The following is a 14,267-nucleotide window of genomic DNA, read 5'->3' on the forward strand; positions in this document are numbered from 1 at the left end:
TTATATAATCCCTAGAACATTTAATTAGACAAGTTCATATTTCGGAAACTGGACCGGCAATCCTACATAGTTTTCTGCAAGGCTTTCTGCAGCTGCTCGTGATGAGGTGATATAATCTAAATCTGCAAGCTGAATACTGTACTCAAAAGGACTGTGCTCCTTGTTTCTGTGTAGAAGTTCTGTCATTAATTTTGAGAATCTTTGAGCTTTCCATATTCGCTTTAAACATATTTCAGAATAATCGCCTAAGAGTCTATCACTAGCATTCCTGTAAAATTGTTTTAATCCCTCTGCTAGAACTTGAACATCTCCAATTGCTAAATTTAATCCTTTTGCTCCTGTTGGAGGTACGATGTGTGCAGCATCACCAGCAAGGAATAAACGGCCATATTGCATAGTTTCACAAACAAAACTTCGCATTGAAACGATACTTTTCTGAATGATGGGTCCCTCTTCTAGTTTCCAACCATCGTTTGTTTCGACACGTAATTGAAGCTCCTCCCAGATGCGCTCGTCTGACCAATCTGAGATTGAATCATTTGGATCAACTTGTAAGTAATAGCGTTGAATTTCTGGCGTTCTTGTACTAAGAAGAGCAAAACCTCTTTCATGTGTGGCATAGATTAATTCATTATTTGCTGGAGGAGTTTTTGCCAATATTCCTAACCAACCAAAAGGATATATTTCTTGTTTTTCTTGGCGGATTGTTACTGGTATAGCTTGTCTACTTGGTCCATGAAATCCGTCGCATCCTGCTATAAAATCACAATGTAGTTCTTGTAGTTCTCCTTCATGCATAAATCGAATGACCGGTGAATTCGTTTCAATTTGGTGTAAGCTCACATCTTTAACTTCGAACAAAACTTTACCACCAGCATTCAGTCTGGCTTCAAGTAAATCCTTCACTACTTCATGTTGTGAATAAACCATTATTTCCTTGCCACCAGTAAGTTCTTTGAAATTGAGACGATGTCGTTTACCATTAAACTGTATTACTATGCCTTCATGTACGAAGCCTTCTTTCATCATTCTTTCACCTATGCCTGTAGACTTTAGTAAATCTACAGTACCTTGTTCTAACACACCTGCACGAATCCTACTTTCAACTTGAGCTTGTGATTTTGTTTCTAAGATGATGGATTCAATTCCTTGCAAATGTAGTAAATGTGATAGCATAAGTCCAGCTGGGCCAGCACCAATAATACCTACCTGTGTTTGCATTGTATTTTCTCCCATCATTTAATTAATACTCCTCGTTGATTAACAAACTAAAACGCTTTCATTTTACTGATTTATAAAAATCTTACTCTTCTATAACAACGAACTATTATTAGAATATTCTAATTATTATATTCACACTATTTACCAGCATCTTCAACATAGGTGTTGCACTATATGCAACAAGTTAAATTTTTTTATCTAATTCAATCAGAAAAGCGCAAGGCCCCGCTTTGCCCTGAAAAGCTCTAGCCGACATACCGCCACGTCCTGTGGCAATGTCGGCACTTGCACATCCATGTGCGGCGGAACCTCCGACAAGAAGGGGCTTTTTGCCTTAGCAACAGGATGTAAAGCGACTCAAGGGGCTCGATTACTCAAACTTCTTTCTGATAGAAACATAAGTAAATACAGTATTTTTTGTTGCTAACTTATTATTTAACATGCTCACTCGCTTCTACTGCATTTACAGTTACAAGTTCTTTATTGCCAAATGTGATTAATACATTCCAACTACCTGATGATTGGCCATCTGCTAGATACACCGGTTCAAAATCTTTATCGATCATACTGAACAGCATTGCTAAATGACGTCCTCCAGACTCGACTTTAGCAAACCGAGCATATTCTGGAAGCATATTATAAGCAGATTCGTAATCTTTATTCATTACAAACTCTACGAATTGTTTATCCATCGAGTGCTCTGTAACTGTTGGCTTGTTATGTCTACCACGTACTAGATTATGTGACAAAGCACCACTAGAAATAAACACGACTCTTTTATCCGTATTACGTAAAACCTTGGCTATTTGCTGCCCCCACGTATAAGTTTCTTCTAAACTTGCAGCTAATGTAACAGATAGATTGATAACTGGAATATCTTCGTTAGGTACAATGTAGCGCAATGGAACGACACTGCCATAATCCCAAACAAAATACGGATCATTTACTGCTTTTACTTGGAGTCCTAAATCCTCACCAGATTTCACTAATTCCAATGCTAATTCGTTGTCACCTGGATAGCAGTATGGAACGTCTCTAATAAGGTCGGGAGCTTCTGTTGCAATTAATATTCCCTTATGAACTGGCGTAGCATCTACATAGTGAAAGAATGTAGATGGCCAATGACATGAAACTAGTACAATGACATCTGGTTTATTATTTGAAAGCTCTTTTCCTAATTCCTTCATGGCATTTGCCATATCCTTTTGAAATTCTGGAACTTGATCCTCGTAACATAAACTCGGTACATGTGGCAACAACATACACAATTCAATTGTCATAAAAAATCCCCCATCCCTTAGAATTTTTTTATTGTTGAACTTTAGACATAGGTATTCCAGCTCTTCCCCAATGCGTTTTAGGAATCTCAGTTACAATGACACGGATACTCTCCTTTGGGGCATCTAATGTTTCTGAGATTGTATTCGTCACGTTTTCAATCACTTCTGCTATTTTCTCTTCAGATCTTCCTTGTAAAATTTGAAGTTGAACGATTGGCATTCCGATTCCCCCTTATTCGATTACCGTAAATGTAACCTCTCCTAGACCATCAAATTTCCCGCTTACATAATCCCCAACATTAAGCATGACAGCACCAGTAAGGGCTCCCGATAAAATAACATCACCTTTACGTATTTTTTCCCCTTTTTTTGCAAGCATATTTGCTAGCATCGCAATTGCATTTGCTGGATGACCTAAAACTGCTGCCCCAGCACCTAAATCTTTAATCTCTCCGTTAATTGAAAGTGTTGCACCAACTAGATCTAATTCAAATTGTTCTGGTGATTTTAATGTTGTACCAAACACAACCCTGGAAGTGGATGCATTATCAGCTACAACATCAGGTAATGTAAAATTAAAGTTTTCGTATCTACTATCGATAATTTCTAATGCTGGTAGAACTGCTTGAGTTTTCGCAAGTACCTGTGCTCCGGTAATTCCAGGGCCTTCGATATCTTCCCCAATTAAGAATACGATTTCAGCTTCAACTTTAGGGTGAATTAAATCATGAAATGGAACCTTTCCACCATTGTGGATTAACATATAGTCAAATACGTATCCGTAAATTGGTTCTTCCACACCCATTTGTTTCATTTTCGCTTTACTTGTTAATCCCATTTTTGGACCAACGATTCGTCTACCTTCTTCAAGCTTCGTTCTAACAAGTTCTTGTTGAACGAGGTAAGCCTCTTCAACAGTTAGGTCTGGCTTCAATTCAGCTGTAACTTTTAATACTTCACGCTTCTCGACTTCCGCTGCAACTAAGTAGTCAGCTATATTTTTATAGATTTTAGTGCTCATGAACAAGCCCCCTATTTGAAATTTCTGCGGCTACATCCATAATCATATCTTCCTGTCCGCCAACTACTTTTCGATTCCCAAGTTCAAGTAAGATATCCCGAGAATCAATACCAAAACGTTGTGCCGCCTTTTGCGCATGTAGTAAAAAGCTTGAATATACACCTGCGTAGCCTAGAACAAGACTGTCTTTCGTAATCTCTTGTGGTTTTTCTAAAATCGGTGCCACTAATTCTTCCGCAATATCCATCATTTTATAAATATCAATTCCTGTTTTAATTCCTAGTTTATCTAATACTGCAACTAGCACCTCAGTTTGTGTATTTCCAGCACCAGCTCCTAAGCATCGAATGCTTCCATCAATGCGGGTCGCACCTTCTTCGATAGCTACAAGGGTATTTGCCATTGCAAGAGACAGGTTGTTATGCGCATGGAAACCAACATTTATTTTTAAAGAATCTTTTAATGCTCGTATTCTTTCTTTCACTTGGTACGGCAATAAAGCACCGGCAGAATCTACAACATAAACTGTGTCTGCACCGTAGCTTTCCATTAATTTCGCTTGTTCTACTAATTTTTCCGTTGGTGCCATATGCGACATCATGAGGAAGCCAACTGTTTCAAGACCAAGATCCTTCGCTAATGCGATGTGCTGTGGCGATACATCTGCTTCCGTTACATGGGTTGCAATTCTAGCCATTTTTGCACCTAGCTTAGCTGCCTGTTTTAAATCAGGCATCGTACCAATTCCAGGTAAAAGCAGCACAGCAATTTTCGCTTGCTTGACAACTGAAGCTGCTGCTTCAATTAGTTCCAATTCGTTTGTTAGTGAAAACCCATATTGTAAAGAAGAACCCCCAAGTCCATCACCATGAGAAACTTCGATAAAAGGTACATTTGCTTCATCTAATGCTTTTGCAACGTCAGTAACTTGCTTTACTGTAAATTGATGTCTAATGGCATGGCTTCCATCACGTAATGCCACTTCATTGATTAACACATCTCTTTCATTTGTCATCTGTATATCTCCTTTCTAATCAAATGCGCCTTGGCTTATTTGCACCCAGATTTTATCGAGCTCGCTCGATAAATTACCTTTAAAAAATATGTGGCATCTGCCAGAGGCTTTAACTTCTTTCAGTCGGGGTTTGTACCTCTACTGAATCGATATAACTTTTGCATTCTTCTCACCACTTATAGAAGTGGAGACTTCTGCTGAATGAAGTTAAACAGTAAGTTTAGTGATTCTATTTTTTGCCCATTCTTCTGCGACTTTAACAGAAGCAGCAGTCATAATATCCAAGTTGCCTGAGTATTTAGGTAAATAATCTCCTGCACCTTCTACTTCGATTAAGATTGTAATTTGATTACCATCAAAGATTGGTTCTTGTCTGAGTCGATAACCTGGAACATATGATTTCACTTCTTGTTCCATCTCTTTAATAGAAGCTGTTATTTCTTGTTGATTAATGTAAGCGCCTTCAACAATGGCATGAATTGTGTCTCTCATAATGATTGGAGGTTCAGCAGGGTTTAAAATAATAATTGCCTTCCCTTTTTTCGCTCCACCAATAAGTTCAATCCCACGTGAGGTTGTTTGCGTAAATTCATCAATATTTGCACGTGTACCTGGACCCGCACTCTTACTTGAAATCGTCGCCACTATTTCTGCATACTCAACAGATTGTACTCGATTAATTGCATGAACCATTGGAATCGTTGCTTGACCACCGCACGTTATTAAATTAATATTGTCAGCATCTAAATGTTCATCTAGGTTTACAGTTGGAACTACAAATGGGCCGACAGCTGCAGGTGTTAAATCAAGCACCTGTTTTCCAGCCTCTTTTAGTAATTTTGCGTGTCGAATATGAGCTTTTGCACTTGTTGCGTCAAAAACAATATCAGCAAGTTCTGCCCTCTCCAAAAATCCTTCAATTCCTGTATCGATTGTTACATATCCTAGTTCCTTCGCTCTTTTCAAACCTTCTGAATCTGGGTCAATACCAATTACTGTTGTTAATTCAAGTACCTCAGATCTACCTAATTTATACATTAAATCTGTTCCAATATTTCCTGACCCTAATATAGCAACCTTTACTTTTGCCATCGTGTTCTACTCTCCTTTCCTTAATGTTAAAATTGAACACTTACTTGCCCAAGATGAGCGAATCTTGCAGTAAAGAAGTCACCTTTCTTTGCTTCAATCGCTGCTGAAAGTGCGCCCGATAAAATAACTTCACCCGCTTTTAAAGAAATATCAAAATCGGATAGTCGATTTGCTAGCCAAGCAACACAGCTTGCAGGGTTTCCTAATGCTGCTGCACCGACACCTGTGTTTACGACTTCACCATTTTTACTAAACACCATTCCTATTAATTCAAGATCGATATCTTCAATTTTCGTCGGCTTACCACCCAGTACATAAAATCCAGATGATGCATTATCTGCGACTGTATCAGTTAACTTAATCTTCCAATCTGTAATTCTACTATCAACAATTTCTAATGCAGGGACAATATATTCAGTTGCTTGTAAAACATCCAGTGTCGTAACATTTGGCCCTTGAAGGTCTTTTTTCAAGACAAAGGCAATTTCAGCTTCAACTTTCGGCTGAAGAGTCTTTTCTATGGAGACTCTACCGCCATTTTCAATAACCATACTGTCTAACAGGTGGCCGTAGTCAGGTTCATTTACTCCAAGTAATGTTTGCATCGCTAATGAAGTTAAACCAATTTTCTTCCCTACGATTTTATGTCCTTGTTCCAGCTTTCGGTGAATGTTTTCGAGTTGAATCGAATAGGCATCATTCACTGTTAGCTCATTATCCCTTTCACTTAGTGGGTCGATTCCAATTCCCGTTGCTTCTGCCGCAGCAAGCTGATCGGCGTATTCTTTAATTTTAGTAGTCATTTTGTTCCCTCCTTTTATAGCTTAATTGTGATATTAGATAGTTCTGAATAGAAATCAATGCTATGCATGCCACCTGTACGTCCAATTCCGCTATGCTTCATGCCACCAAATGGAGTACGTAGATCACGCAAGAACCAAGTATTTACCCAAGTAATTCCTGCCTCAATTTGATGAGCAACACGGTGAGCACGTTTTAAATCGTTCGTCCATATCGTTGCACTTAATCCGTAATGAGTGTCATTTGCCTGCATAATCACTTCTTCTTCCATATCAAATGGAGTTATTGTTACGACAGGTCCAAAAATTTCTTCCCTTACACATCTTGAATTGCGATCTAAGCCTGTAAGAATTGTAGGTTCAAGGAAATACCCCTTAGTTAAACCTTCAGGACGTTTTCCACCTGTAACAATTGTCGCTCCATCATTTTTCGCAATGTCGATATAGCTATTCACTCGTTCATAATGTTCTTTAGAAACTAATGCACCAACATCAGTACCTTTTTCAAGTGGATCTCCTACTTTTAATTCTCTTACTCTTTCTGCAAATCTTTGGACAAATTCTTCATAAATTGGTCGTTCTACGTAAATGCGTGAACCGCAGAGACAAACTTCACCTTGGTTAATAAAGCTAGATTTGATTGTTGTATCAATGACATCATCTAAGTCTGAATCAGCAAAAATAATGTTTGGATTTTTCCCACCTAATTCATAGGAAAGTTTCTTCAGAGTGTTCGCGGCAGATTTCATAATCGCCGTTCCTGTGCTCGGTTCACCTATAAATGAAATAGCATCTACATCTGGGTGCTCCGAAATTGCTGCTCCTGCAGAATTTGGACCAAACCCATGAACTAAATTGACTACCCCATCAGGTACGCCTGCCTCTTTACAAATCTCCATCAATACCGTCGCTGTCATTGGAGTCCATTCTGCTGGTTTAATGACTACAGTATTCCCCATTGCTAAAGCGGGTGCTAATTTCCATGTTAATAAAAGTAATGGTAGATTCCATGGTTTGATAATTCCTACAACACCTACAGGTCGACGGTATGCATAATGAATTGCTTGATCATCCTGCTGATAAGCGTCAGTACCGACAGATATCATATAATCTGCAAAGAAGTGGAAGTTGTATGCCGCACGAGGAACATCAATTTTATTAGCTAAAGAAACTGGTTTTCCAGTATCTAATGATTCTAAAAGTGCAAGTGCCTCTTGTCTTTCTAAAATAAGATCGCCAATTCGTCGAAGGATTTTTGAGCGTTCTACAAGCGTCATTTTTTTCCAAGAACCATTTAAAGCCCTCTTTGCAGCAGCCACTGCGTAATCTACTTCTTCCTTGCCACCCTCAGAAACTGTTCCTAATACTTCTTCTGTAGCTGGATTAATATTTTCAAAGGTTTTTTTGTTTTGAGATTCTACAAATTGTCCGTTTATGAAATGTAAACAATCAATTGCTTTTACTTTTGTTTCTAGTTGCATACTACAATTCCTCCCAATTAAAAAATAGTTTAAAATTTTCATAATTTTATGTTAATTGTTGTTAATTGCATCTTCAACGTCCTTGTTGCTCTATTTGCAACAACTACAAATTTTTTGAAACTTTTTGATTTACTTACAAATCAAGTAATAACAAGCAATTCCATTGAATAAGAAAAATGAAAAGTTAGAATTTTATAAAAAGTGACTTTCCAAGAATTTTTTTATTTGCTATATTTTCCTCAATATAACAATTGATTGACTATCAAATGAAGGAGGGAATTTTATGAGCTTTGAGAAGGAAGATTTGAATCAACTATCCACTGTTAAAAATGCTCTTCGAATCTTAAAAAGTTTTACAATGGACGAACCTGAAAAGAAGATAGGAGATCTCGCTGAAGCGCTTGGTTTAAATAAGAGTACAGTAAGTAGAACAATGTCAACTTTAGCAAGCGAAGGTTTTGTCTATAAAGATCCAGAAACAAAAAAATATCGTTTAGGCTACTCCATTCTTTCTCTAAGTGGAATCGTAAATAGCAATATGGACGTTTACCGAGAATCAATGCCCATCATTAATAAATTGGTAGAAACCGCTGGAGAGACTTCTCACATTTCTATCATTGATAATTTAGAAGTGGTATATCTGCAAAAGGTTGAATGCAATCATCCCGTTAGAGTTTTAACCCATGTTGGCAGGCGCAACCCGCTTTACTGCACTAGTTCAGGGAAAGTGTTTCTAGCATTTAGCAAAGATCAAGAGCTTTTAGATAAAGTAATCAAAAAAGGTTTAAAGCAATACACAAAAAAAACGATAACAGATCCTAAAAAATTGATAGAGCATATAAAGGAAATCAGACACAATGGTTTCGCTTATAGCTATGAAGAGTATAACGAAGGGGTACACTCCATTGCAGCTCCCGTTTATGATTATCGCGGAAGAGTTATTGCTGCTCTATCAATGGTTGGCCCGAAACAGCGAATTCAGTATCAGCGATTAAACAACTTGGCTAAAAGAGTGATTCATGCAGCTGATGAAATTTCGAGTCGAATGGGGTATTGGAAATAGAACAAATATAGAAGCTTAAAAAGGGGGAAATCGATTTGTACGATCTTCATACACACTTTATACCTGAAAATGTTCTATCTTGGCTCAAGGATAATAAAGAGGCTGTTCATGCTCAATGGGTTCATAAAGAGGAAAACAAGGATCCCCTCCTAGTAGTCAATGAAAAATGGGGATTTGAATTAAAAAAATCTTTTATCGACAGTAAACTTTACATGGCCCAACAAGCAGAAGCTAATGTCTCACATTCAGTGGTTTCACCGATTCCACAGCTGTTTATGTATGATTTTCCTATAGAAATTACAAGTGAAATTTCAGAGGTTTATAATCAATCACTTGCTGAATGGGCAGCTTCTTCACCTACAACCCTTTCAGCACTCGGAACGGTTCCATTGAATGATCCAGACAAAGCTGCTCAAATGCTGCTACAAGTTATGAATCTTGGTCTGAAAGGCGTCATCATTGGTCCAGGTTTAGCAGATCATATGCTATCAGATGAATTTTTCACACCTTTTTTTGAAGAGGCAAATCGACTGAAGGCAGTCCTTTTTATTCATCCATTACTATGTGAAGATCCAAGATTAAAAAGAAGAATGTTGCCGAACTTAATCGGGGTACCTTGGGAGACGACCATTTGTGCAGCAGATATCCTGTTAAGTGGATTAATCGATAAATATCCAGATGTGAAAATATTATTTGCCCATGGTGGAGGCTTCCTTCCATATCAAATCGGTAGAATAGACAAAGGCTTTGATCAATGGAACCTTGTATCATCCAATTTGAAAGCGCATCCATCTGAATATTTAAAACGTTTCTGGTATGATAATGTTCTTTGGAATGAGGATAGTATTGATTTCCTTATCAAATGTGTTGGAGAAGATCGAGTCGTTCCAGGGTCTGATTTTCCATTTGACTTAAGTGTTTGGCCACCGAAGCTAAGCAGTTATGAAGGTGTGGAGTCTTTGTTGTTTAAGTAAAGCATTATTCAATCTCCGCTACAGACGGACGCTTTCCGCGGGCGTGGCTTGAGCCTCCTCGGGCCAACACGATGTTGGTCACGAAGCCGTTGCCACATGGAAGTGGCGCTCTTAGGCTTTGTTCCTTTAAGGCTCCTGCGGGGTCTCAAGGCACACGCTATTCCCGCAGGAAGTTACTCTGTAGCGAAAGGCAAAGTTACTAAAACATCAACTTCTCCTCTTTGACCACAGTATGAGAATTTTTTGTTAGAAAATACATGATATTCTTGATGCCTCTCAGAAAAAATTCGCACACACTCTTATCCAACTTAAATTGTTTTAGAATCTTCGCTATATCTTTGTTATTCATCTCTAAAATTAACTCCCTGGTTAGTAAGATTCGTGTTTTGGACAAAAAAGAGCATCCAAAGCTACAGTTAGCTTCTGACACTTCTTTATTATAACAATCTTTAAGATGAAGAAGGCCTATCTATTATGGATTGCCTTTGTTCTTCTTGGATCGTTATGTACCTCTACGTGTTTTGTATACTTTAAATTAAATTGCTAATAATATGTATGAATAAGGAATTTTTAAGTACGACTAGAAATGTTTTTTCTCAATAAGAGGGGTGCGATGTACATGTTTTGGAAAAAAAAACAAATTGAAAATAAGCTTGTTGCTCAATCAATAACTGAATCAGAATTATCGGTAGAAGCTCTGAAAAAAAGCCTCGTTCAAATGGATGATGCAGAATTTGTGGAAATTGACATTTCCGATATTCGAAAAATTCATCTTGTTTACATACGAACTCTCATTGACCAAGAAAAATTGAATGAAAGCATTATAAAACCTTTAACTAATTGTTCCAAACCGTCTATTCAAGATTGCATTGTGAATTCCTCAATTATTCCCATTCCTATTTTTATAGAGGCAAAAAAACAGTTGTTTTCAGGGTCCATTTTGTTATTTGATTCTTCGCAAAACCTTTGGTTAGCTGTGCCATTACAAAATCCTATTGGACGTGCCATTGAAACATCTGAAACAGAAACCATAATGTTCGGAGCAAAAGACAGCTTTAGTGAACAAGTAGAACAAAATATTACGCTTATTCGAAGACGACTCCCCATACATGAACTGAAAGCAGAGAAGTTTACTGTCGGTTCTATGAGTGAGACAAGTGTTGTTTTAATGTACATAGAGGGATTGACTAATCCAGATTTTGTTTCAACAGTCAAAGAGAAGATTTCTGAAATTAATTTTGATCTCTTCTTTGACTCCTCTCAAGTTGCGGCATTCATGGAGGAAAATCAAAACAGTATTTTTCCTCAGTTTCAGCAAACTGACCGGCCTGATGTAGTTGCTTATTCTCTGGGATTAGGAAAGATCACCCTTCTGGTAGACAATACACCATTTGCTCTTGTTGCACCCATTACTTTTTTCCATTTGTTCCAATCACCCGAGGACTATATTAATCGATGGGTAGTTGCCAGTTTTTTGCGCATCATCCGATATGTCTGTTTTCTTCTGTCAGTCTCATTGATTCCTATCTATGTGGCATTGACAACTCATCACTATCAAATGATTCCTATGCAAACACTTCTGGTCTTGGTCGAATCAAGGAGCAAGCTTCCTTTTACTCCTTTTTGGGAAGCATTTATCATGTTAATTTTTATTGAAATCATAAAAGAAGCAAGTTTAAGAATGCCTACAAAAACAGGTCAAACACTTGGGGTTATTGGTGGTATTGTGATTGGTCAAGCGGCTGTTGAGGCTGGATTCGCTAGCAAAGTATTAATTGTCATGGTTGGGATCTCGACGATAGCTTCCTTTCTTATTCCCAACTACCTTATGACAAAAGCAAATTCATTAATTCAATTGATGCTTCTAGTTTTTTCTTCTTTACTTGGGATAATTGGGATTGCACTAGGAAGCATTGCTATTTTAGCCCATCTTAATAGCTTGTCTTCAATCAAGCAACCCTATTTTTCACCAGTTTCCCCTTTCTTTAGAAAGGATTGGATAGACTTATTCATTCGAGGGCCATTAACCAAGATGTTGGAGCGTCCAGAGCATCTTAAACCTCTAAAACTGAAGAGATATAAAACTAGGAGATGACTTGATGGGAACTTACCAATTATTTAAAAAGAATGAAACCTATAATGGGCTCTATGCCATGTTGTTGGTAAATCGCCTCCAAATGCTTTACTTTTTTCTGATTATGCCAAATATCTTGATCCATTCATATATGATTTGGGTGCTTATAGCTGTCGGGATATTATCCCAACTAAACCTTCTTCTTTTATCGAAGTGGCTTTTAACCCGTTTATCTAGCAATGGATATAATGGATTTGTCCAAATGTTTGGAAAAAAATTGGTACGATTTCTCTCTTTCATCGGGTTGTTCTTTATTCTGCTTAAACTTTCCGTCATAACCTTAGGATTCAGCCAAATTGTTCAAACATTTATGCTTCCATCAACAGATACAAATTTTCTTGTCTTTTTTATTTTGTTGTTCTGTTTTTATGTCGCAGGTAAGGGCGTTGAACATACCATTCGTTTTGTGTTGATTTCTTTTTTCTGTACATTTTCGATGATCACATTTTTCGTTTTTTTCTTCTTTCCCCCAATAGCTCAACTCAGTGATTTGTATCCGCTTATTCCAATGGAGTGGAAAGTAGAAAATTGGAAAGCCTTTTTTTTAATTTTGTCTTCCTATTCTGGTCCGGAATTTCTGGTATTTTTGGGACCATGGCTTAAAACAAACAATAAAACCTTTCGCTATTTGTCTTACGGCAACGCTCTCACCGTTGTAGAGTATGTATTCCTATTTATAGCATCCCTATTTTTTTTCGGTTCCAATTATTTAAGTAAAACTCAATATCCAATTATTAATATGTCCCGTTATTTTCAAAACCCAGTGTTTGAACGAATTGATATGATCATGCTTTCCTTTGAATTATTTAACCTAGTTTTTGCAGTTTCTCTATTTTTACTATTGTTTTATGGAGCATCTAAAATAGCTTTTGGTAAAATGAGCAAGCCAACCAGTGGAAAAGGTTTATTATCCAATGTTTTCCTTATTTTTATCGGAATGGTTCTTATGAATGAATTATTTTGGAAGTCTGAGGAGAAGCAGAACTTTTTACTTAATCTCCAAATTATAGCTGGAAGCATAAGCTATTTTCTTGTTCCTCTTGTTATTGTTTTAGTAATGAAAAAAGAGGGGGTTAAAAAACATGCGTCTACATAAAAAGATATGTAAAAGATTGATACTCCTTTTTATGACTTTTTGGTTATCTGGCTGTGCCCCTTTTACTGAAAACAACCTTATTGAAGAAATTTCTCCCGTTACCTTTTTGTCAATTAGTAAGGGGGATAAAGGGAAATTAAAAGTCAGTACAATTTTGCCTCCTCTAAGTAAAGAAAAGAAGTTTGTTATGTCGCAAGAAGTCAGCTTATTAAAGGAGGGAGTACAGAAGTACGATTTAAACTTCTACCAGGAAATTAAATTCGGACAAATGCGGATGCTGGTAATTAGTGATGAACTTGGAAGAGACGGGATTATGTCCATTATAAATGTATTATTGACTGATCCGGATATTTCTCCGAGAATCTATTTAGTAATCGTAAAAGGAAATTTTGATGAATACTTGGAAAGTCAATTGGACAAAGATGAAAACTTTGATTACTCGTTTTACCGTATGCTGAAGCATTATGAGGAAAAAAACCAAGGACAATTAACTGTCGTTAATCTTCATGAATTTAAAAATTTGCTCTATACTCCTTATTCAGATCCTTTTTTGCCTGTATTCAAAATAGAAGAGGATGGGTTCAACTATGAAGGTACAGCCTTGTTTAAAGATGACAAGCTAGTTGAAACTATTTCATCTTTAGATGATCGTATCTTCCAGCTGATAAACAACGATCACTACTTAGCTGTTTTACCGATTCAAAAATTTGAAATTGTACTGGGTCATGTTAGATCTAAAGTAATAGTAGATATCGATAGCAGCTATTCTACAATGACCTATACCGTGAATATAGACACTAGGATTGAGGAATACCGGGGAGAGAAGCAATTATTTGACCCAAAGCAGTTAGAAAATATGAAAAAAGATATCGAAACCCATCTTGAAAAACAAACACATGAACTAGTTAAAAAGATGCAAGAATTGAAAGTGGATCCATTACAGCTTGGCATACAAACAAAAAGACCATTCTCAAAACCAATGGAAGAAAAAAAATGGATTGAAATGTTTGAGAAGATGAACATTAAAATAAAATACATTATTAATATCGATCCTTTGACGGATGCAAATTCAAAAAGGCCAAACCTTTAA

The 14,267-nt window shown here is 37.1% G+C and carries 13 protein-coding genes; 5 read left to right on the plus strand and 8 right to left on the minus strand.

Annotated features, from left to right (window positions below; genetic code table 11):
- Window positions 1-24: 24 nt before the first annotated feature.
- The 8 genes from pobA to MKY04_RS17115 form a co-directional block, all read right to left on the minus strand.
- Window positions 25-1,221 (minus strand): 4-hydroxybenzoate 3-monooxygenase, encoded by a 1,197-nt coding sequence (pobA, locus tag MKY04_RS17080; protein WP_126294924.1) that lies wholly within the window; start codon window positions 1,219-1,221, stop codon window positions 25-27.
- A gap of 431 nt (window positions 1,222-1,652) precedes the next feature.
- Window positions 1,653-2,501, minus strand: a complete 849-nt coding sequence (locus MKY04_RS17085) for an extradiol ring-cleavage dioxygenase (protein ID WP_126294903.1) — start codon at window positions 2,499-2,501, stop codon at window positions 1,653-1,655.
- Between the two features lie 28 nt (window positions 2,502-2,529).
- Window positions 2,530-2,721, minus strand: a complete 192-nt coding sequence (locus MKY04_RS17090) for a 4-oxalocrotonate tautomerase (protein ID WP_126294905.1) — start codon at window positions 2,719-2,721, stop codon at window positions 2,530-2,532.
- Window positions 2,722-2,733: 12 nt separating this feature from the next.
- Window positions 2,734-3,522, minus strand: coding sequence for a 2-keto-4-pentenoate hydratase (locus tag MKY04_RS17095; RefSeq protein WP_126294907.1), 789 nt, complete (start codon window positions 3,520-3,522; stop codon window positions 2,734-2,736).
- Window positions 3,512-4,537, minus strand: a complete 1,026-nt coding sequence (gene dmpG / locus MKY04_RS17100) for a 4-hydroxy-2-oxovalerate aldolase (RefSeq protein ID WP_346234814.1) — start codon at window positions 4,535-4,537, stop codon at window positions 3,512-3,514. Before dmpG ends, MKY04_RS17095 begins: the two co-directional genes overlap by 11 nt.
- Before the next feature lie 207 nt (window positions 4,538-4,744).
- Complete coding sequence (locus MKY04_RS17105) at window positions 4,745-5,629, minus strand: acetaldehyde dehydrogenase (acetylating) (protein ID WP_346234815.1); 885 nt, start codon at window positions 5,627-5,629, stop codon at window positions 4,745-4,747.
- Window positions 5,630-5,655: 26 nt separating this feature from the next.
- Window positions 5,656-6,432 (minus strand): 2-keto-4-pentenoate hydratase, encoded by a 777-nt coding sequence (locus MKY04_RS17110; RefSeq protein ID WP_346234816.1) that lies wholly within the window; start codon window positions 6,430-6,432, stop codon window positions 5,656-5,658.
- Between the two features lie 14 nt (window positions 6,433-6,446).
- On the minus strand, window positions 6,447-7,910 hold the full coding sequence (locus MKY04_RS17115) for an aldehyde dehydrogenase (RefSeq protein WP_346234817.1): 1,464 nt from the start codon (window positions 7,908-7,910) through the stop codon (window positions 6,447-6,449).
- A gap of 283 nt (window positions 7,911-8,193) precedes the next feature.
- On the opposite strand from MKY04_RS17115, the gene MKY04_RS17120 reads away from it, so the two are divergent.
- From MKY04_RS17120 to MKY04_RS17140, 5 genes are all read left to right on the plus strand, one after another.
- On the plus strand, window positions 8,194-8,973 hold the full coding sequence (locus MKY04_RS17120) for an IclR family transcriptional regulator (RefSeq protein ID WP_126294913.1): 780 nt from the start codon (window positions 8,194-8,196) through the stop codon (window positions 8,971-8,973).
- A gap of 35 nt (window positions 8,974-9,008) precedes the next feature.
- Window positions 9,009-9,947 carry an amidohydrolase family protein gene (locus tag MKY04_RS17125; protein WP_346234818.1) on the plus strand — a complete coding sequence of 313 codons (939 nt, stop codon included), beginning with the start codon at window positions 9,009-9,011 and terminating at the stop codon, window positions 9,945-9,947.
- A gap of 619 nt (window positions 9,948-10,566) precedes the next feature.
- Window positions 10,567-12,042 (plus strand): spore germination protein, encoded by a 1,476-nt coding sequence (locus MKY04_RS17130; RefSeq protein ID WP_126294916.1) that lies wholly within the window; start codon window positions 10,567-10,569, stop codon window positions 12,040-12,042.
- A 4-nt stretch (window positions 12,043-12,046) separates the two neighbouring features.
- On the plus strand, window positions 12,047-13,177 hold the full coding sequence (locus tag MKY04_RS17135; RefSeq protein ID WP_246020362.1) for a GerAB/ArcD/ProY family transporter: 1,131 nt from the start codon (window positions 12,047-12,049) through the stop codon (window positions 13,175-13,177).
- Window positions 13,164-14,267: a Ger(x)C family spore germination protein gene (locus MKY04_RS17140; RefSeq protein WP_346234819.1), complete on the plus strand. Its 1,104-nt coding sequence runs from the start codon at window positions 13,164-13,166 to the stop codon at window positions 14,265-14,267. Before MKY04_RS17135 ends, MKY04_RS17140 begins: the two co-directional genes overlap by 14 nt.

The organism is Lysinibacillus telephonicus, from assembly GCF_039654155.1.
GTDB classification, from domain to species: Bacteria; Bacillota; Bacilli; order Bacillales_A; family Planococcaceae; genus Ureibacillus; species Ureibacillus telephonicus.

What these genes read in the sequence shown, in the direction of transcription:
- MKY04_RS17105 (WP_346234815.1), bottom strand. Translation starts at nt 5,629, where the DNA reads ATGGCAAAAGTAAAGGTTGCTATATTAGGGTCAGGAAATATTGGAACA.
- MKY04_RS17095 (WP_126294907.1), bottom strand. Translation starts at nt 3,522, where the DNA reads ATGAGCACTAAAATCTATAAAAATATAGCTGACTACTTAGTTGCAGCG.
- MKY04_RS17110 (WP_346234816.1), bottom strand. Translation starts at nt 6,432, where the DNA reads ATGACTACTAAAATTAAAGAATACGCCGATCAGCTTGCTGCGGCAGAA.
- MKY04_RS17135 (WP_246020362.1), top strand. Translation starts at nt 12,047, where the DNA reads ATGGGAACTTACCAATTATTTAAAAAGAATGAAACCTATAATGGGCTC.
- MKY04_RS17120 (WP_126294913.1), top strand. Translation starts at nt 8,194, where the DNA reads ATGAGCTTTGAGAAGGAAGATTTGAATCAACTATCCACTGTTAAAAAT.
- dmpG (WP_346234814.1), bottom strand. Translation starts at nt 4,537, where the DNA reads ATGACAAATGAAAGAGATGTGTTAATCAATGAAGTGGCATTACGTGAT.
- MKY04_RS17085 (WP_126294903.1), bottom strand. Translation starts at nt 2,501, where the DNA reads ATGACAATTGAATTGTGTATGTTGTTGCCACATGTACCGAGTTTATGT.
- MKY04_RS17130 (WP_126294916.1), top strand. Translation starts at nt 10,567, where the DNA reads ATGTTTTGGAAAAAAAAACAAATTGAAAATAAGCTTGTTGCTCAATCA.
- MKY04_RS17115 (WP_346234817.1), bottom strand. Translation starts at nt 7,910, where the DNA reads ATGCAACTAGAAACAAAAGTAAAAGCAATTGATTGTTTACATTTCATA.
- MKY04_RS17090 (WP_126294905.1), bottom strand. Translation starts at nt 2,721, where the DNA reads ATGCCAATCGTTCAACTTCAAATTTTACAAGGAAGATCTGAAGAGAAA.
- pobA (WP_126294924.1), bottom strand. Translation starts at nt 1,221, where the DNA reads ATGCAAACACAGGTAGGTATTATTGGTGCTGGCCCAGCTGGACTTATG.
- MKY04_RS17140 (WP_346234819.1), top strand. Translation starts at nt 13,164, where the DNA reads ATGCGTCTACATAAAAAGATATGTAAAAGATTGATACTCCTTTTTATG.